The organism is Aromatoleum aromaticum EbN1 (assembly GCF_000025965.1).
Classification (GTDB): Bacteria; Pseudomonadota; Gammaproteobacteria; order Burkholderiales; family Rhodocyclaceae; genus Aromatoleum; species Aromatoleum aromaticum.
This window is the reverse complement of the sequence record NC_006513.1, coordinates 3,372,062-3,389,138: the sequence shown is the minus strand read 5'-3', so window position 1 is coordinate 3,389,138 and position 17,077 is coordinate 3,372,062. Positions and strand designations below refer to the sequence as shown.

Here is a 17,077-nt window from a genome sequence, read left to right as displayed (position 1 = left end):
AATGCGACGGCGGGAAACGCGCAGGGCCGCCCCCTTCCCGGAGCGTGTAGATCCATTAGACTGGCCTCCCCCACCCCACCAGGATCGATCCCATGACCATCAAGTCACGCGCCGCGGTCGCCTTCGGGCCGAAGCAACCGCTGCAGATCGTCGAAGTCGATGTCGAGCCGCCCAAGGCGGGCGAAGCGCTGGTGCGCATCGTCGCGACCGGCGTGTGCCACACGGATGCGTTCACGCTGTCGGGCGACGACCCGGAAGGTATCTTCCCGGCGATCCTCGGCCACGAGGGCGGCGGCATCGTCGAGGCGGTCGGCGAAGGCGTCACGTCGCTTGAGGTGGGCGATCACGTGATCCCGCTCTACACGGCCGAGTGCCGCGAGTGCAAGTTCTGCAAGTCGGGCAAGACGAACCTGTGCCAGGCGGTGCGCGCGACGCAGGGCAAGGGATTGATGCCGGACGGCACGACACGCTTCTCGTACAACGGCCAGCCGATCTACCACTATATGGGCACGTCGACGTTTTCCGAATACACGGTCGTGCCGGAGATCTCGCTCGCGAAGATCCCGAAGGAGGCGCCGCTCGACAAGGTATGCCTGCTCGGCTGCGGCGTGACGACCGGCATCGGCGCAGTGCTCAACACCGCGAAGGTCGAGGCCGGCGCCACGGTCGCGATCTTCGGCCTCGGCGGTATCGGGCTCGCGGCGATCCTCGGCGCGAAAATGGCGAAGGCCTCGCGCATCATCGGCATCGACCTCAATCCGGCGAAGTCCGATCTCGCGCGGCAACTGGGCGCAACCGACATCGTCAATCCGAACGATCACGCGAAGCCGATCCAGGACGTCATCGTCGAGATGACCGACGGCGGCGTCGACTACTCGTTCGAGTGCGTCGGCAACGTCAAGCTGATGCGTGCGGCGCTCGAGTGCTGCCACAAGGGCTGGGGCGAATCGACGATCATCGGCGTGGCCGGTGCCGGCCAGGAGATCTGCACGCGCCCGTTTCAGCTCGTGACCGGCCGCGTGTGGCGCGGCAGCGCGTTCGGTGGGGTCAGGGGCCGCACCGAGCTGCCGGGTTATGTCGAGAAGGCACAACGCGGCGAGATCCCGCTCGACGTCTTCATCACGCACCACCTACCGCTAGAAGACATCAACCGCGCGTTCGAGCTCATGCACGAAGGCCAGAGCATCCGCAGCGTGATCCGTTTCTGAGTCTCGCTCCGCCCGCGGGTTATCCACGCCAACCGTTTTCACTGGAGGATGCCGTGCCCCTCGAACGACTCTCGTCGCAGAAATGCTTTGGCGGCTGGCTGCAGCGCTTCCGGCACCGCTCGGCGGCACTCGACGGCGATACCGTGTTCGCGGTCTATCTGCCGCCGCAGGCTGAGCAGGGCAAGAAGCTGCCCGTGCTGTACTGGCTGTCGGGGCTCACCTGCACCGACGAGAATTTCATGCAGAAAGCCGGCGCGCAACGCCTTGCCGCCGAGCTCGGGCTGATCCTCGTCGCGCCCGACACGAGCCCGCGCGGCCCCGACGTGCCGGGCGACCCTGACGGCGCCTGGGATTTCGGCCTCGGCGCAGGTTTTTATCTCGATGCGACCGAGACGCCGTGGTCGCGGCACTACCGGATGCACGAGTTCGTCGTCGATGAACTGCCGGCGCTCGTCGAGGCGCACTTTCCCGCCTCCGACAAGCGCGCGATCAGCGGCCACTCGATGGGCGGGCACGGCGCACTCGTCTGTGCGCTACGCAACCCCGGGCGCTACCGCTCGGTTTCGGCGTTCGCCCCGGTCGCCAATCCGATGCACTGCCCGTGGGGAGAAAAAGCCTTCTCACACTATCTCGGCGCCGATCGCGCGCGCTGGCGCGAATGGGATGCCAGCGTGCTGATTGGCCAAGCGCGCGAGATGCTGCCGATCCTCGTCGATCAGGGCGAGCGTGACGCGTTTCTCGTCGAGCAGCTCAAGCCTGCGGTGCTCCAAGCCGCCGCCCGCGCGGCAAACTACCCGCTGACGCTGCGCATCCAGCCCGGCTACGATCACAGCTATTATTTCATCGCGAGTTTCATCGACGACCACTTGCGCCATCATGCGGCAGCGCTTTGTGGGTGAACTGCCGCATGCGCGAGACTCGGTGACGGTGTACCGCGAGCACCTTACTACGACTGCATTCGAGAAAATTCTACTTCTGACGACCCTTATCTGGCGGGAGGATTACCGTTTTGTCAGAGCTTCCCAAGAGCGACGATGCCGGAGCTTGCTGCTGGCTCCTCCCGTTCTTCACGGTCATGATGATCTTCGCCGCTGCAATCACGTTGACCAGCGCCACGGCAATCGCAGGCCATAGGGGTAGTTCCTGACCGGAGGTCATGCCGTAGATGAGCAGCCCAAAGAATGCGAGGCCGGAAACGAGAAGCGTCATGGTGCCGAAGCGGATAAACCCGTCTTGCTTGCGGTTCAACCCAGGATCTTCCATGCATGCGCATTCGCCGGACAGTCCGGCGTTTCAGTTATCGCGCCGGAAGCGACCACATTGCGAACACTATCGTGCCGCTTCCACCGCCGTGCACTGTCGCACAGCCAACCAGGCCAGGGCGACCCCCATGAGCGCCACCGGCACGACCGAACCCAGGTTCAACAGGGTCCACCCCTGTGTCGTGACCAGCGCGCCCGAGGCGAATGAGGTCAGGGCCATGGTGGCGAACACGGCGAGGTTGATCGCCGCCTGGGCCTTGTCCTTTTCCTCAGGCCGGTAGGCCGTCATCGCCAGCGTAGTGCTGCCGGTGAAGAGGAAGTTCCAGCCCGCGCCGAGCAGGAACAGGCCGATGACGAAGTGGTGGAGATCCTGCCCGGAGAGCGCGATGGCGATGCACGCTCCATTGAGCAGCACCCCCGTGCCCATGACGTTCAATACCCCGAAGCGCTTGATCAGGTGTCCGGTGAAAAAGCCCGGTGCGAACATGCCAATCACGTGCCATTCGAGCACCAGCGCGGCGTCGGAGAAGGGCATGCCGCAAACGTCCATCGCCAGCGGCGTGGCCGCCATCAGCAGGTTCATGACACCGTAGCCGAGCGCCGCGCCGAGGGTGGCGACGATGAACACCGGCTCGCGCACGATCTCGCCCAGCGTGCGGCCGCTGCCGGCCGAGCTGCTGCGCACCGGCTCGGCAGGAAAGCGCACCGCTGCCATGACCGCCATCGCAATCAGCGCCACGACCGCCAGCGCGAGATAGGAGCCGAGGAAGGGTGCGGCGAGCGTATCGCGGGTGTGATTGGCCAGGTTGGGGCCGAGCACGGCGCCGATCAGCCCGCCGGCGAGCACCAGCGACACCGCCTTCTCGCGAAACGACGGCGGCGCCAGTTCGCCGGCGGCGAAGCGGTAGAGCTGGCCGTTGGCGCTGTAATAGCCGGCGATCAGCGTCCCCGCGACCAGCAGCCAGAAGCTTCCGACCGAGAGCGCGAACGCGCACAGCAGCGCGGTGACGAAGGCCACCGCCAGGCCGAGCAGGAACGAAACCCTGCGTCCCCAACGCTGCTGGCTACGCGCGACCAGGCCGGTCGACAGCGCCCCACCGACCACGTAAGCCATCACCGGTAACGTCGCCATCCAGCTCGCAGGCGCCAGACGCAGGCCCACCAGCCCGTTGATGGCGATGAGGATCACGTTGTTAGTCAGGAACAGGCCCTGCGCGATGGCGAGCAGCCAGAGGTTCTTCTTCATCGTTGTTCGACGGTGCGGCACGGGCCCGTAATGTAGCGTCTTTCGGGATGAAGCGATCACGCGAAGCACCGCGACGCACCGAGGTCGCCCCTCGAGGGCCGTTGCGCTGGCGCAGCGCGATATTTCCCTGCGATGCTGGATTGCGGCGAGCATGCCGACCTCGTAGGCTTTTACTCCGCTCCTCTTCTGCACTCCGCCCATGGCCGCCCGACTCGACAAACTTTCCGAACGCGACTTCCCCTGGTATGTACGCCTGGTTTTTGCCTACCAGAAACGCAAATACGGTCAGGTGCTGTCCCCGATGTGGGCGTGGGGGCGGCAGCCGGCGATCATGTTCGTCTTCCTCCTGTTGATCGGACGCTTCAAGCGGCTGACTTCGCCCGCCCCGCTGCTGCGGACCTTGATGAGCGTGCGCATCTCGCAGATCAACCATTGCGATTTCTGCGTTGACTTCAATGCCCACAATTTCCTCGCCGCGCATGGGGCGCACGAGAAGATCGACTTCATCGACCGCTGGCAGGAGCATCCCGAGGTTTTCAGCGAGGAAGAGCGGGCGGCGCTCGCCTACGCCGAGGCGGTGACGCTGAACGACGATGCCGGCACTGCCCGCGCGATGCCCGAGCTCAAACGCTTCTTCAAGGACGACGCGATCGTCGCCATCACTGCATGGGTCGGTGTGCAGAATCTTTCGAGCAAGTTCAACGACGCGCTGGGCATTCCGATGCACGGGTTCTGCCGCGTCCCCCCCTGTTCACCCTCCGAATGAATCGACCCTGCGCTTCATCCGCGAATTTCCGTTTCCGCTCCTGATCGTCGTCGCCGTGCTGATGCTTGGCGCGCCTTTCTTTCCCGAGCCGCACTTGGCCGAGAAGGCGCGCAGGGCGATGAACGGCACGCTCACCCGCCCCATCGACCTCTTCGACGTGGTCTGTGCCCCCGGCGCGGCAACCAGGAATCGCTCGGCAGCACGTCGCGCGTTCCCATGAGCGCAAGCGGCACGATGGGCAGGTTCGACTGTGCCGCGACCTGGAACGCGCCGAGGCGGAACGGCAGCAGGCCCGCCTCGCGCCGGATGGTTCCTTCGGCGAAGAACAGCAAGGGTGGCGACTTCCGCGCGGCTTCGCCGAGCGCGCGGGCATCCTCGACGCTGCGGCGCGAGTCGAAACGTTCGACGAAGCGCGCCCCCAGGCGGCCGAGCAGCACATGCAGCACCCGATTGCGCTGCAGCTCGGCCTTGACGACGAACGCGACCGGCCGCGGCAGCGCCGCGGTCAGGATGATGCCATCAACATAGCTTGCATGGTTCGCGACGAACACGCAATGGCCGGACGGCAAGCTGTCCAGCCCCGACACCTCGACCGGGCACCCCCCGAGATGGCCGAACAGCCGCGCCAGCGCATGGCAGCACGCCCAGCGCTGCGCGAGCGTCGGCAGCAACAGGACCGCAACCGCGGCGCAGCCGCCGAGCACCGCGAGCCAAGCCCACACCCATGCGCCATGAACCAGCGCGGCAATGCCGCTCGCCGCCGCGCCCGCCCTCGCCCGCGCACCCGACGCCGCCATGCGCAGCACCTGCACCCACCGCGGCCGGTTCCCCGTGCCCAGCGTGCCGTGCCGGTAGCCTTCGCGGATCGCGCCACGGCGGATCTTGCCACTCGACGTCTTGAGCACCGCGTGCGGCGGCACGAGCACCACCTCGTCAGCCGGCAGACCGAGCACGTCCGACGACACTGCGACAATGCGCTGCTCCAGCGCCTGCCGTGCCGCGGCGTCCTTCTCCCGCATCTCGGCGACGACGACCAGCCGCTCGCCGGCCGGCGCCGCGTCCGGCACGCCGAACGCCGCGACGCAGCCCTTGCGCACGCCCGGCAGCTCGCCGACCGCCTGCTCCAGTTCGTACGGATAGAAGTTGCGCCCGCCGCGGATGATCATGTCCTTGGCGCGGCCGGTCACGTAGAGCTCGCCGTCGACGAGATACGCGAAGTCCCCCGTGTCGAGCCAGCCGTCGTGGAACAGCGCCGCGTCGGCGGCCGGATTGCGGAAATACCCGGCCGTTGCCGACGGCCCGCGAAACTCCAGTTGTCCGATGCGGCGCTCGGGCAGCATGCGGCCGTCGGCGCCGACGATGCGCACCTCGTGGCCGGGCAGGGGCAAGCCGCAGGAGACGACGTCCACCGACGGCGTATCGCCCCCCGCGGGGCTGCGCACGGCCCGCGTGCGTCATCGCTGCACGCTCGATGCGGTCCGTGCGCATGCCGCGGCCGGGCGGCGTCATCGTCAGCGCGAGCGAGCATTCGGCGAGGCCATAGACCGGCGCCAGGATCTCGCGGCGCAAACCGTATCGCCCGAACGCGTCGGCGAAGCGTTCCAGCGTACCGGCGCTGACCGGCTCCGCGCCGTTCATCGCAATCTGCCACGACGCGAGGTCGAGGCCCGCAAGATCCCGGTCGCCAAGACGCTTCACGCACAGCTCGAACGCGAAATTCGGCGCGGCCGTGATCGTGCCGCGATGGCGATGGATCGCCCACAGCCAGCACTCGGGCCGCGCGAGAAAATCCAGCGGTGACATCAGGACGAGGGGACAGGCGTGATACAGGCTGCCCAGCCATGCGCCGATCAGCCCCATGTCGTGATAGAGCGGCAGCCAGCTCACGCACACGTCGGTCGAGGACACATTCAGCACGCGGCCATAGGCGCGGATGTTCGCGAGCAGATTCGCATGGCTCAGCGTCACGCCCTTCGGATCGCCGGTCGAGCCGGAGGTGTATTGCACGAGCGCAGCCTCGCTGCGCGCCGGCAGCGGCGTCGCGTCCGGTGCATCGGCAAGCTCCTCCGCGGTAACGATGTGCCGCAGCGACGGCGCGAGCCCGCCGAGGACCCGCAGCAGCGGCCGCATCGAACGCGACGAGCACCGGCGCCTCGCAATTCCTCAGGATGCCGGCCTGGCGGCGCAGGTGGTCCTCGATCTGGCTCGCGCGGGCCGGCGGGTACATCGGCACTGGAATCGCGCCGGCGAACAGCACGCCGAAGAAGCAGCGGAAGAAATCCAGGCCCGAAGGCAGCATCAGCGCGACACACTGGTCCGGCACGACTCCGCGGCGGACGAGCCCGCCGGCGATGCGGGTTGCGTCCGCCGCGAGCGCGGCGTAGCCGAGCCGTTCCGGCTCGCCTGCCTGCTCCGCGTCGCCACGGTAGAACAGCACGTGATCGCGGTCCGGATTGCGTCCGACCTGCCATTGCAGTGCTTCGACCAGGTCCGCCGCCGAGTCGGGCCGCCCTTCCGCCCGCCCGGGCTGCGGCTGCTGCGCGTGTGGCGCCTCTGCCGGCGCAGCACCGAGTCCGACCTGCTCCAACGCGCGGATCAGGTCGCGCACCGTCTCGGCGTCGCCCAGCACCGCCTCCGGCAGGCGCACGCCAAACTCGCGCTCGATGCGCGCGAGGAGCTCGACCCGCGCGAGGCTGTCGAGGCCGAGGTCGCGGTCGAGCGCGCTGTCCGGCTGCGCGCGCAGGCTGCTGCCGGCATGCAGCTCGACGAGGAGCGCATCGATCAGCGCGAGCAGCTTGTCTTCGGAGGGCACGCGAGGCACCGCGCGATCCGGCCGGTCAGTACAGGATGCGGCAGCGGATCGTTCCGGGGATCGCGCGCAGCTCGTCGTACGCGACCTGGCTCACGGCCGCATCCACGTCGATCACGACATAGCCCAGCTGCGGGTTCGTCTGCAGATACTGCGCCGCGATCCAGCGTCGCGGCGAGCGCGTCGATATCGACGACGCTGCCGCGCGACGCGTTGATCAGGCCGTCGAGGCAAGAACGCCGCCTTTCGGATGTATTCATCACAGCGATCGCAGTAGCTTAAAGTCAAAGAGGTTTACCTGGCCGGTTACGAGGACTCCGAGGGGCTACAAACCGAATCCGCGACCAGGCAGCGCACGGCTACTCTACCCGACCCACCTTCACATGGACAATCCGGTAGTAGACACCCGAGGCGCGGCCCGAACCGTCTTAGAAGAACAGCCCTCCCCGCTCATCAGGCCGATCGGCGACGTCTACCTCACCTTCCGCCGCTTCGACGAGGCCCTGCTGATCAATGGCCACGCTCCCGCTGGCGCTGACCGGCGGCGTGTGGTTCCTGTATCTGCTGGGCTACAACCTGTCGGTGGCCACCGGCATCGGCTTCATCGCCCTGGCCGGGGTGGCCGCGGAGTTCGGGGTGGTGATGCTGCTCAATCTCAAGCGGGCCGCCTCCGAACTCCAGGAGAAGGGCCTGGCGCTCAACCCGGCCGTGCTCGACGAGGCCATCCGCGAGGGCGCGGTGCTGCGCGTGCGTCCCAAGGCGATGACCGTTGCGGTCATTCTCGCCGAACAGGAGGCCCGCGAGCGCAACATCCCCTTCGAGGTCACGCGCTTCGCCCTCGAGCCCGACGGGGTGTGCCGGCCCCTGAAGAAGGAAGGCGACGGCCGACAAGACTCAACTCTCGTCCACAGCCAACTTGCCCGCTGACATACCGCTTTATTCCGCTTTACTCCGGAGTGGCAAAACCACTCTGCCACTCGCACCGGGCACAAAAAAAGCCCACTGAAGTGAGCTTAAGTCTTTGATTCTTTTGGAGGCGCGAACCGGAATCGAACCGATGTACACGGCTTTGCAGGCCGTGGGATTTCCAGCATTGGCGCGGGTTTCAGGGCCGTTGCCACTCCGATTGCCACTTCTCGGCGCCTCTTGATGCCGCGTATCTCCGCTTTGTGCAGGTCGCGACGGCATCGACATCCACGAAGATCTCTCCTCAAACCGCGTAGCTCAACTGGCGCTGGTGCCGCATCGCCAAGAGCACTACCCGGTCGCTCGAATGCGCATACAACACCACGTGAGACTTGAGCACATACTCACGCACGTGCGGCAATCCCGCCTCATCGGCCAGGGCTTGGACCTTGCGGGCACGAATCCGCGCTTGAACGGACCGCCGGGCGAAAAACCGCGCAGGGCGACCCCCGGCTGGCGCCCATCGGAGCGTCTCGGTCATCTCACGCAACTCGGCACGGAGCGCCCGAAAGCGATCATTGGCGGTCATCTCATCCTGCTCAACGAAGAACGCCCTCGCCTCTTCCAGACAGGCAGCGAAGTGCCGCGTCGCCGCGACGGAGGCTCGCTGGGGTAGCGCCACGGGCGTTCAGCCCGCAAGCAGGCGGTTGAGTTCGTCTTCGGTGATGACCTGTCCCCCCTGCACCTGGCGCAGCCCGACCTCGGCGTCGTCCAGCAGCACCAGGCTAGCGTGCTCCTCTTCGAGCGTGTGGTAATAATCGAGCTTTCTGGCGTCGACGATGGCGACGTAGCTTGCGCCGTTCTTGGTCAGAATCTTTTCCGCCCCGGCCCCCACGACTTCCTCGGCGAGCTCAGTCAAGCGCGCTCGCGCCTCGCTAATCGGGACCACATCGCTGGCACGCATCTTCGGCTCCTTAACGAATTCGTTAACGCTCACTGTAGCGGACGAACCGGGTTGTGGAAAGTTCGATCAGCCTTGGGAGGGCGCGGTGCGGCGGCACGGGTGTACATCTCGGGGGTGTGCAATTGGGGGGCGGCCGAGCCAGTCGGTTCAGTTGGGGACCGACTGCGAAGCAGGCGGTCTTCCACTTGCGCATCACCCTGTCCGGCCCCGCCTCTACTCGCTGTCCGGTCGTGGCGTCGGACATTAGCGACGGCTGCAGCGACCCGGACAGCCGACGTTCGCATGAGCGAATTTGGTGACTCCGCATCGGCGGGAACTGCCGGTCGGCCGACAAGCCCAGACTGACCATGTCTGTTAAGGGTTGTCTGATGCCTGCCCTCAGGCGCTGAATTGTCAGCGCGCGACGATGCTCACCGGGCAGACGTCGGACAAGCCTCGAGGGAGGAAACCGCGAATTACAACGACGCCGGCAGCGCCGGTGATACCGCTAGTACCTCTGCACAGAGGTTATGACTGTTTGGCTGGGTGCGGGTAAGCGCGGGCCAGTTTGCTCCGGGCGCGGTCGGTGGTGAACATCCAGTGGATGCGAGCGCCGATGGCGTTGCGCTGCTGCTCCCAGGCTGCAATTTCGCTGACGAGTCGGTCGCGGTCGCCGATGCGCCGGTCGAGGCACTGGCTGCGCAGCACCCCGATTTCGATCTCGACCATGTTGAGCCAGCTGGCGTGCTTGGGGGTGTAATGGAATTCCAGACGATGCAGCAACCGATGCGCTTCGGGCGCCGGGAAGGTTTCATAGAGTGCGCCGGGCGTATGGGTCGACAGGTTGTCGAGGACAACACGGATACGCTCGGCCTGCGGATAGTGGCAGTCGACCAGTTCGCGCATGCATTCGGCGAAGTCGAGCGCAGTGCGCTGCTCGGTTACCTTGACCCGGCGCCAGGACCGGTGCGCGTCGAGGAAGACGAACAGGTTGGCGGTCCCGTTGCGGCGATACTCGTAGTCGTAGCGCTCGAGCTGTCCGGGCATCGCCGGGATGGGCTGGCGCACCTCGCCGATGAGCTGGGTGGGACTTTCATCGAAGCAGACCACCGGGCGCTCGGGATCGGGGGCTTCGGCGTAGAGGTCGAGCACGTCCTCCATCCGGGCAACGTAGTGACCGTCGACCTGCGGGATGCACCACATCTTCTGGCGCCAAGGCTTGAGCTCGTTCTCCGCCAGGCGGCGGCGCACCGTCTCGCGTGACAGGCTCGCGTGCTCGGTGAGCTTGACTATCTCCCCCGCCAGCAATTCGAGCGTCCAGCGCGACCGCCCCGTTGGCGGCTTGGTGCAGGCGGTGGCGACCAGCAGCGCCTCTTCCTTGCCGGTGAGCTTGCGCTCCGCCCCGGGGCGCGGCTCGTCGCTGAGCGCCGCCTCGACGTTGCCCAGCACGAAGCGGCGCTTGGTCCGATAGACCGTCGAGCTGCCCACTCCGACGTTCGTGGCAATCTCCTCGTCGCCGGCTCCGGCATCGGCCGCCAGCAGGATCTGCGCGCGTTTCACCTTGCGCACCGCTGCCTTGCCGCCGCCCAGCAGCATCCTCAATTCGTCGCGTTCGGCTTGGCTCAATTCGACCCGGTAGCGTACATTCATCGCGGCCCCTCCAAAATCTGGAGAGACAACAAATGAGCCAGAACTCCGACGCGGAACTCACCCCTTCGTCACCGCGCTTCACACCGGTGCAAGGGCAGTACCTCGCGTTCATCTACGCTTACACCCAAGTGCTCGGCCGGCCGCCGGCCGAAGCCGACCTGCAACGCTACTTCCACGTCACGCCCCCCTCGGTGCATCAGATGGTGCTCACGCTCGAGCGCCTGGGACTCCTCAGCCGACAACCTGGAGTCGCGCGCAGCATCCGACTCCTCGCCCCGCCCGAAGCCCTGCCCCTCCTGCGCTCACCCGACCATCAACCCGTCAAATCCTCTGTGCAGAGGTACTAGCTTCTTCACGCCCCGATCAGGACCCCTGCGAGCGCTTCGCTCGAAGAAGCCCCGCCCTGCTCGGCCGCTTCGAACGGGATCGTACCTTCGCTGTCTTTCCAAGTGTCAGAACGAATCGATTCGTGCGACGAGAATGGCCGAGCGGCCGTCGGCCAGCTCGCGCATGCATCGACCGATTGCCCCGGGTAGTTCCGCCGGCTCGTCCACCCATTCACCATATGCGCCTGCCGCTTCGCCAACTTTCTCATAGCGAATGTCTTCACCCACAAGCGCTTGATAGGCGCCTGCGGCTCTGGCCGCGCCGTCCGGATAAACCCTGAGGGTCGCTCCCTTGACCGCGCCCCACCCCGCGTTGTCGAGCACTATCGTAAAGATCGGTAGCTTGCACTGTTTCGCGACCATATAGACGGGCGTGGGCGCCGAAAAACAGAAGCTGGCATCGCCGGTAATATGGAAGACGGTCCGCTCAGGGCAGGCGAGCTTTGCCCCGAGCGCCGCGCCGCCGCCGAAACCCAACCCCCCTCCGCCATTGCCGAATAGCGTACCCGGACGATTGCGCTTGATCTGCGTGAGCACCGGCAGCACGTTGGTGATCGCCTCATGAACCACGATGTCGCCTTCAGCGATGACTTCATTCAGCTGCGCCGCGACATAAGCAGCGGACATGGGTCCTGCGCCGCACCGCGCAGCGGCTTGTGCGTCCGCGGCCGCGACTTGCCGCCGCCTGCTCAGTTCGGCAACACGGCTCTGCGCAGATCGGCGGTACTCGGGCGATGCCCTCTCGCGTATCAGTTCCAGAAGTCGCTGCAGGACGCGACAGCTATCGGCCTCAAAGCGCAGGTGGCTCGGAAACCCCCACATCGGCAGATCCTTCTTGATGACGTCGATATCGACGTGGGCCCACTGCGTGGCGGGGTTCTCGTGCGCAAATTTCGGGATCCAGGGCACGTCCACATCGACGAGTAATCCAAAGTCTGCCTCGGCGATATCGGACGACGCCGAAAAGCCGCTGAAGCACGGAGAGTCGTGCGGAATGTTCAGATAGACAGGATTGGATTCATAGACGCGCATGCCGGTCAGGCGTGCCAGCTCGTCGATGATCGGGGGGCAGGCCGGATTGCGGCCGGAGTATGAAGTGATCAGGATCGGATTGCGCGCGGCCAGCAACCGATCCGCGATCTGCATCACGCTGGCATCATCAAGGCCAGCGGCGGCGACGGCGCCATAACGCTCGGCACAAAAACGCTGCGCCGATTCGTCGGGGCATGCGGCCGCGAGCACCTCGCGCGCGGCCGTCAGGAAAACCGGGCCGGGCGGATCGCTATGCATGACCGAATGCGCGCGCCGCAGGACCTCCTTGGCGACGATGCCCGATGGCAGATCGTAGGTCCATTTCACGTAAGGACGGACGAGGCTCGCCATGTCGTAGGGTTCTTGCAGGAAATTCACGTAGGTGTCGCGCGTACCGAGCAGTTCTCCACGTTGCGTAAAGGGCGCCTTGCCGGCGAAGAGCAGGACCGGCACGCGCGAACGGAACAGATTGTGCAGTCCCATTGCCGCATTCGCCGTGCCGGCGTCGACATGCACGAACACCGCCTGCCCACGCCCCGTGCACATCGCATAACCACACGCCATGTGAATTGCCAGGTTTTCATGGGGGCAGAGAATCGGCGTAGGCGGATTTCGCCCTGCTTCGCGCCAACGGGCAATTTCCTCGATCAACGGGACGTGGTCAGTACCAAGATTGCAGAACAGATACTCGATGCCAGTCTCCTGGAGCCCTTCGAGAAACAAATGTGCGGCCGTTCTACTCATCGCATACTCCATGCCGGACACATGCCGGGGGTGTAGTCATTTTCTCTGACGCTGTGGCTGTCGGCGGTGTGTGCCGGCTCGGTTTGAGGAGCGCTTCGGCCCGCTCGTTGAAAGGGTCATCACACTCTAGGTTATTAATCAGACGTCTGTCAATTATGATCAATCCATTGACATTCGGTCCTCGAGCATCGATTCTTTTGGCGTATGGAAAAACTGTCCCTTCTTGCCGACCTGTACCGGCGGCCCGGTTTCTTGCTCAAGCGTTGCCAACAGGTGGCGGCGGCGATCTTCATCGAAGAGTGCCGCGAATTCAACATTACTTCGTCCCAGTACAGCGCACTTTACGTACTGCACGCATACCCGGGAATTGATCAGATCGCGCTCGGCCGCCTCACCGGGCTCGACCGTTCGACTGTGGGGCTCGTCATCCGATTGCTCGAAGAGCGCAAACTCATTGAGCGATCGGCAAACCAGCGTGACAAGCGCCGCATGCAATTGAAACTTTCCGCGGCGGGCGAACAACTCCTCGCCGAGGTTTCTCCGGCGGCCCAACGGGCTCGGGAACGCGTCTTGGCGGTCCTGCCCGACTCCATGCAGGCAGACTTGGTTCGACTGCTCGAAGCCTTCCTCGAAAAGCACGATGCCGTGATCGATGCGCCCGCCATTCTCGAAGGCAAGCATCGACCGGGCCGATTTGACTTCACCGAAGCGACCAAGGCTTTGCCGCGGCCCGCGCGAAAAAACGGCTGAGCGCCCCGACGGACCACAAGACGAACACTGCGCCCGGCACCGCGCTGCAGCTCCGTGTCAGCTTCGGGCTTTTTGAATCCACTGCCCTGCCAAATCCTCGCCGCGATGCGACGCCCGCGTTGCGGGTTCAGACCGCAACCTTGAGTTTCGTCGCGGCCTCCTCCGCAACCGGTTCTTTCCACCGCTTGAACAAATGATGCGGGATCTCGAACTGGTCGAGCGCTTTGCCGACGCTCTGATTGACGATGTCGTCGATGGTTTGCGGACGGTTATAGAAAGCCGGCACCGGCGGCAGGACCACCGCGCCATAACGGGTGGCCTGGGCCAGCATTTCGATATGCCCCAGATGCAGCGGCGTCTCCCTCACCAGCAGCACCAGGCGGCGGCGTTCTTTCAGGCAGACGTCGGCCGCGCGAGTGAGCAGATTGTCGTTGTAGGACGCGACGAGGCCCGAAAGCGTCTTGATGGAACACGGCGCAATGAGCATACCGGCCGTCCTGAACGATCCGCTCGAAATGGCGGCACCAATGTCACGGTGGGTGTGCACGACATCGGCCAGCGCTTCCACTTTCTCCACGGTCCAGTCCGTTTCCTCAATGATGGTTCGCTTGGCCGAAGGCGAGAGAACGAGATGGGTTTCGACCTCCTGCACGTCGGCGAGCGCCTGCAAGGCGCGAATACCGTAAATGGCGCCGGAAGCGCCTGAAATGCCGATGATGAGCCGCCGCATGATGAAATTCTCCTTCGAGTTAGCCGGAGCTTCCCTGTCAGACCTCAAACAGTCCACACTGCTGTCTCATAATGCGAGACTTAGTATAATTAGTCAAGTCAACCAGAAAGATATCTTGTTTTATGTTTTTTATCAGTTAATTCATATACTTATATAATATAATAGACGAATATGCATTGCCGAGCACGCCGTGCAGCGGCCTTACATCAATTTTAAATCTCGTATATTAGGACTGTTATTGAGTGACGATGCAGCGGCCGTTTATCTGGAGGATGCCAAACGCTGGCGGGAGAGCCGGTGACCGGCGGCATCTCTGCGGGATTGACGAGGGTGAAGAGCCCACAATCGCACGGTCGATCATGCCACCCTTGTTCGATCCTCTTCCCTGCACGCGATAACCCGATCGATGCATGCCTCGAGCCAGAAACTGTAGGCGTGAGGACGCTCGTTCAAGTCTGCCCTCAGCCACGCCAGATCGACCCATTTCCAGTCCTCGGCTTCGTCCGGATTCGGCACGGGGTCGCCATCGTGACGTCCGAAGAAGACATGGTCGAATTCGTTCTCGATTAGATGGTTGGTCAGCACTGCGCGATAGACGAAGCCAAACTTCACGTCGAGTTCGCAGGCGATGCCCATTTCCTCCCGCAAGCGGCGTCTCGCAGCCCGTGCGCACTCCTCCCGCGGTCGAGGATGGCTGCAGCAGGTATTGCTCCACAGCCCTGCCGAATGGTATTTGCTTGCCGCCCGCTTTTGCAGCAGCAGCCTGTCGGCTGAATCGAAGATAAAGATCGAAATGGCGCGATGCAGGCTACCGCTGCGATGCGCGATCATCTTGCCCTCGACGCCGATTTCGGTGTCGTTCTCATCGACCAGGATGACTTGATCTTCCATCGCGTGCTCCGTAATAAAAAAGGGGGCGAAAGACGCTCCGGCAAACTCCCGGCGGGTGAGGAGAAAATCGTCGCACCTGTGCCGCGAGGGTGTTCTGATCATCCAGGTTCGAGCGGAACGTTCGCACCGACCAGGCATTTCACCTCCGGTGGCGCATCGCCAACGTGAAACGCCAGCTTTCTGTCTCGTATCGTGCGCTCCGCTGCCGTTACCCGTTCGCGATGTCGCAGGTGAGACAGCCAGGTTTCGTCAACAAACTGTTCGACATACCGCCCGGCGTGGGTAACGTCACGAAAAATCGACCACGAAACGGCGCCGTTGCGCAGTCTCATGCGCCGGCTCTCCTGCATCAGTTTTAGAAATTCTGCAGCCCGCGTCGGCTCGATCTGGTATTCGACGGTGACCACTACCGGCCCCTGCGCCGGCTCGATCGGAACTGCGAGTGCCAGGTCGCGCCGATACGGCGACGGCGTCAGGTCATCGTCGCTGCGGCCGTCGAGCCGCAGACGAGACGTCGCGAACATGCCGAAAATGGAGGTGACGGAAGCAGCCAACAAGCTCGTCGATACGCTGGTCATCGTCGCCAGTTGCCCCCACAGCACCCCTCCCAGAGCCAGCCCGATCCATAAGGCCATCAGGACCATCGCCAACCCGCGCCCGCCAATCCAGCGCGGCAGCGCCATCTGGGCGGCGACCTGGAACGCGCCGAAAATGGCCATCCACGCACATCCGGCACTCAGCATGGCGACGCCCACCAGGTAGGCGTTTGGCGCCACGGCAACGACCGCGGTGGCGACCGCACTGAGAATCCAGGCAGCGGTCACCAATTGGCCCCGCGACAGACGCCTCCTGATCCGGCCGACCGTCACTGCCAGGATGAGCGCCCCCACTCCGAACGAGGCAACCAACAGGCTGTACGTGGTCGCCCCCGCCTGCAGTTCGGTTCGCACGACGACTGGCAGCAACGCGAGTGGTGCCGTGGCGAAAAACGCGCAGGTGGCACCGCGGGCGAGCACGGCGAGCAGTTCCGGCGTATTGCGGGCGAACTGTATGCCGACCCGGATCGCTCCGAAAAAACGCTCGCTGGGAAGATTGCTCGGCGCCGGCGCCTCGCGCTGCCAATGCAGCAGCATCAGCACCGCGGCAATCGACAAGGCACCGTTCAGAAGAAAAACGTACGGAGTCCCACCGAATGCGACGATTGCGCCGGCGATCAACGGACCCAGGGTGCGCGACGAGTTCAGCGCAACGCCGTTGAGCATTACGGCAGCGGGAATCTCGCCACGCGGGACGACTTCCTGGATCAGCGAGGCGAAAGTCGGCAGCCGCATCACCAGCCCCGTACCCATCAGGAACGCGGCAGTAAAGATGAGGCCCGGCGTGAGCATCCCGGTCAGGGAGAGCGCGCCGACACCGAGCGAAACCACGGCCACCCAGCTTTGCGACACGATCAGATAACGGCGCCGGTCGACGATGTCGGCCAGTGCGCCGCTCGGCAGGGCCAACAGGAATACCGGCCCCGTCGCTGCGGTCTGGACCAGGGCGACGAGCAACGGCGTCGTTCCGGGAAGGGTCGCCATGGCCCACGCCGCCGCGACCTCGAACATCCAGCTGCAAACATTGGCCGTCAGCCCGGTGATCCACAGCATCCGGAAAACCCGCCGCCGCAACGGTGCCCAGAGGGTGATGACGGGGCCCGCGGCGCCATGAGTCACGGAAGCCGGTTCGGAAACGTCGTGCTTCATCGAGCGTAC

16 protein-coding genes and 2 pseudogenes are annotated in these 17,077 nt (G+C 64.7%); 6 read left to right on the top strand and 12 right to left on the bottom strand.

The genetic code is table 11. The annotated features are described in order from the left end of the window. The first annotated feature begins 92 nt into the window (after nt 1-92). On the top strand, nt 93-1,208 hold the full coding sequence (locus EBN1_RS16120) for an S-(hydroxymethyl)glutathione dehydrogenase/class III alcohol dehydrogenase (protein ID WP_011239034.1): 1,116 nt from the start codon (nt 93-95) through the stop codon (nt 1,206-1,208). Between the two features lie 53 nt (nt 1,209-1,261). After that, complete coding sequence (gene fghA, locus EBN1_RS16115) at nt 1,262-2,107, top strand: S-formylglutathione hydrolase (protein WP_011239033.1); 846 nt, start codon at nt 1,262-1,264, stop codon at nt 2,105-2,107. Nucleotides 2,108-2,177: 70 nt separating this feature from the next. On the opposite strand, the gene EBN1_RS16110 is transcribed toward fghA, so the two are convergent. After that, complete coding sequence (locus tag EBN1_RS16110; protein ID WP_011239032.1) at nt 2,178-2,456, bottom strand: hypothetical protein; 279 nt, start codon at nt 2,454-2,456, stop codon at nt 2,178-2,180. Nucleotides 2,457-2,537: 81 nt separating this feature from the next. Next, a complete protein-coding gene (locus EBN1_RS16105; RefSeq protein ID WP_041646512.1) occupies nt 2,538-3,716 on the bottom strand; it encodes an MFS transporter in 1,179 nt (392 codons plus the stop codon). A gap of 199 nt (nt 3,717-3,915) precedes the next feature. Between EBN1_RS16105 and EBN1_RS16100 the strand changes: the two genes are divergently transcribed. Beyond that, nucleotides 3,916-4,482 carry a carboxymuconolactone decarboxylase family protein gene (locus tag EBN1_RS16100; protein ID WP_011239030.1) on the top strand — a complete coding sequence of 189 codons (567 nt, stop codon included), beginning with the start codon at nt 3,916-3,918 and terminating at the stop codon, nt 4,480-4,482. 131 nt (nt 4,483-4,613) lie between these two features. Here EBN1_RS16100 and EBN1_RS16095 read toward each other — a convergent pair whose 3' ends face one another. From EBN1_RS16095 to EBN1_RS16085, 3 genes and pseudogenes are all read right to left on the bottom strand, one after another. Further along, entirely contained in the window at nt 4,614-5,891 is a 1,278-nt protein-coding gene (locus tag EBN1_RS16095) for a 1-acyl-sn-glycerol-3-phosphate acyltransferase (RefSeq protein WP_277813113.1), read from the bottom strand. Nucleotides 5,892-6,030: 139 nt separating this feature from the next. Next, nucleotides 6,031-6,612: pseudogene (locus EBN1_RS16090) on the bottom strand (AMP-binding protein); the annotation flags it as partial. A 49-nt stretch (nt 6,613-6,661) separates the two neighbouring features. Further along, nucleotides 6,662-7,294, bottom strand: a pseudogene (locus tag EBN1_RS16085) (acyl carrier protein); the annotation flags it as partial. 510 nt (nt 7,295-7,804) lie between these two features. On the opposite strand from EBN1_RS16085, the gene EBN1_RS16080 reads away from it, so the two are divergent. Beyond that, a complete protein-coding gene (locus EBN1_RS16080) occupies nt 7,805-8,218 on the top strand; it encodes an efflux RND transporter permease subunit (protein WP_041646511.1) in 414 nt (137 codons plus the stop codon). 283 nt (nt 8,219-8,501) lie between these two features. Here EBN1_RS16080 and EBN1_RS16075 read toward each other — a convergent pair whose 3' ends face one another. The 3 genes from EBN1_RS16075 to EBN1_RS16065 all read right to left on the bottom strand — a co-directional run bounded on the left by EBN1_RS16075 (nt 8,502) and on the right by EBN1_RS16065 (nt 10,790). Beyond that, nucleotides 8,502-8,786 carry a hypothetical protein gene (locus tag EBN1_RS16075; protein ID WP_157866632.1) on the bottom strand — a complete coding sequence of 95 codons (285 nt, stop codon included), beginning with the start codon at nt 8,784-8,786 and terminating at the stop codon, nt 8,502-8,504. A gap of 99 nt (nt 8,787-8,885) precedes the next feature. Next, on the bottom strand, nt 8,886-9,161 hold the full coding sequence (locus EBN1_RS16070; protein WP_011239026.1) for a type II toxin-antitoxin system Phd/YefM family antitoxin: 276 nt from the start codon (nt 9,159-9,161) through the stop codon (nt 8,886-8,888). 507 nt (nt 9,162-9,668) lie between these two features. After that, nucleotides 9,669-10,790: an IS630-like element ISAzo9 family transposase gene (locus EBN1_RS16065; protein WP_011239024.1), complete on the bottom strand. Its 1,122-nt coding sequence runs from the start codon at nt 10,788-10,790 to the stop codon at nt 9,669-9,671. Between the two features lie 32 nt (nt 10,791-10,822). On the opposite strand from EBN1_RS16065, the gene EBN1_RS16060 reads away from it, so the two are divergent. Continuing rightward, entirely contained in the window at nt 10,823-11,137 is a 315-nt protein-coding gene (locus EBN1_RS16060; protein ID WP_011239023.1) for a LexA family protein, read from the top strand. A 105-nt stretch (nt 11,138-11,242) separates the two neighbouring features. Here the strand turns inward: EBN1_RS16060 and EBN1_RS16055 are convergent, their stop codons facing one another. Beyond that, nucleotides 11,243-12,952 (bottom strand): thiamine pyrophosphate-requiring protein, encoded by a 1,710-nt coding sequence (locus EBN1_RS16055; RefSeq protein ID WP_011239022.1) that lies wholly within the window; start codon nt 12,950-12,952, stop codon nt 11,243-11,245. 204 nt (nt 12,953-13,156) lie between these two features. Between EBN1_RS16055 and EBN1_RS16050 the strand changes: the two genes are divergently transcribed. After that, nucleotides 13,157-13,702 (top strand): MarR family winged helix-turn-helix transcriptional regulator, encoded by a 546-nt coding sequence (locus EBN1_RS16050; RefSeq protein ID WP_011239020.1) that lies wholly within the window; start codon nt 13,157-13,159, stop codon nt 13,700-13,702. A 127-nt stretch (nt 13,703-13,829) separates the two neighbouring features. On the opposite strand, the gene EBN1_RS16045 is transcribed toward EBN1_RS16050, so the two are convergent. The 3 genes from EBN1_RS16045 to EBN1_RS16035 all read right to left on the bottom strand — a co-directional run bounded on the left by EBN1_RS16045 (nt 13,830) and on the right by EBN1_RS16035 (nt 17,068). Beyond that, nucleotides 13,830-14,432, bottom strand: a complete 603-nt coding sequence (locus EBN1_RS16045) for a UbiX family flavin prenyltransferase (RefSeq protein ID WP_011239019.1) — start codon at nt 14,430-14,432, stop codon at nt 13,830-13,832. Between the two features lie 357 nt (nt 14,433-14,789). Then, complete coding sequence (idi, locus tag EBN1_RS16040) at nt 14,790-15,323, bottom strand: isopentenyl-diphosphate Delta-isomerase (RefSeq protein WP_011239018.1); 534 nt, start codon at nt 15,321-15,323, stop codon at nt 14,790-14,792. 98 nt (nt 15,324-15,421) lie between these two features. Further along, nucleotides 15,422-17,068 (bottom strand): MFS transporter, encoded by a 1,647-nt coding sequence (locus tag EBN1_RS16035; RefSeq protein ID WP_041646510.1) that lies wholly within the window; start codon nt 17,066-17,068, stop codon nt 15,422-15,424. Nucleotides 17,069-17,077 lie beyond the last annotated feature (9 nt).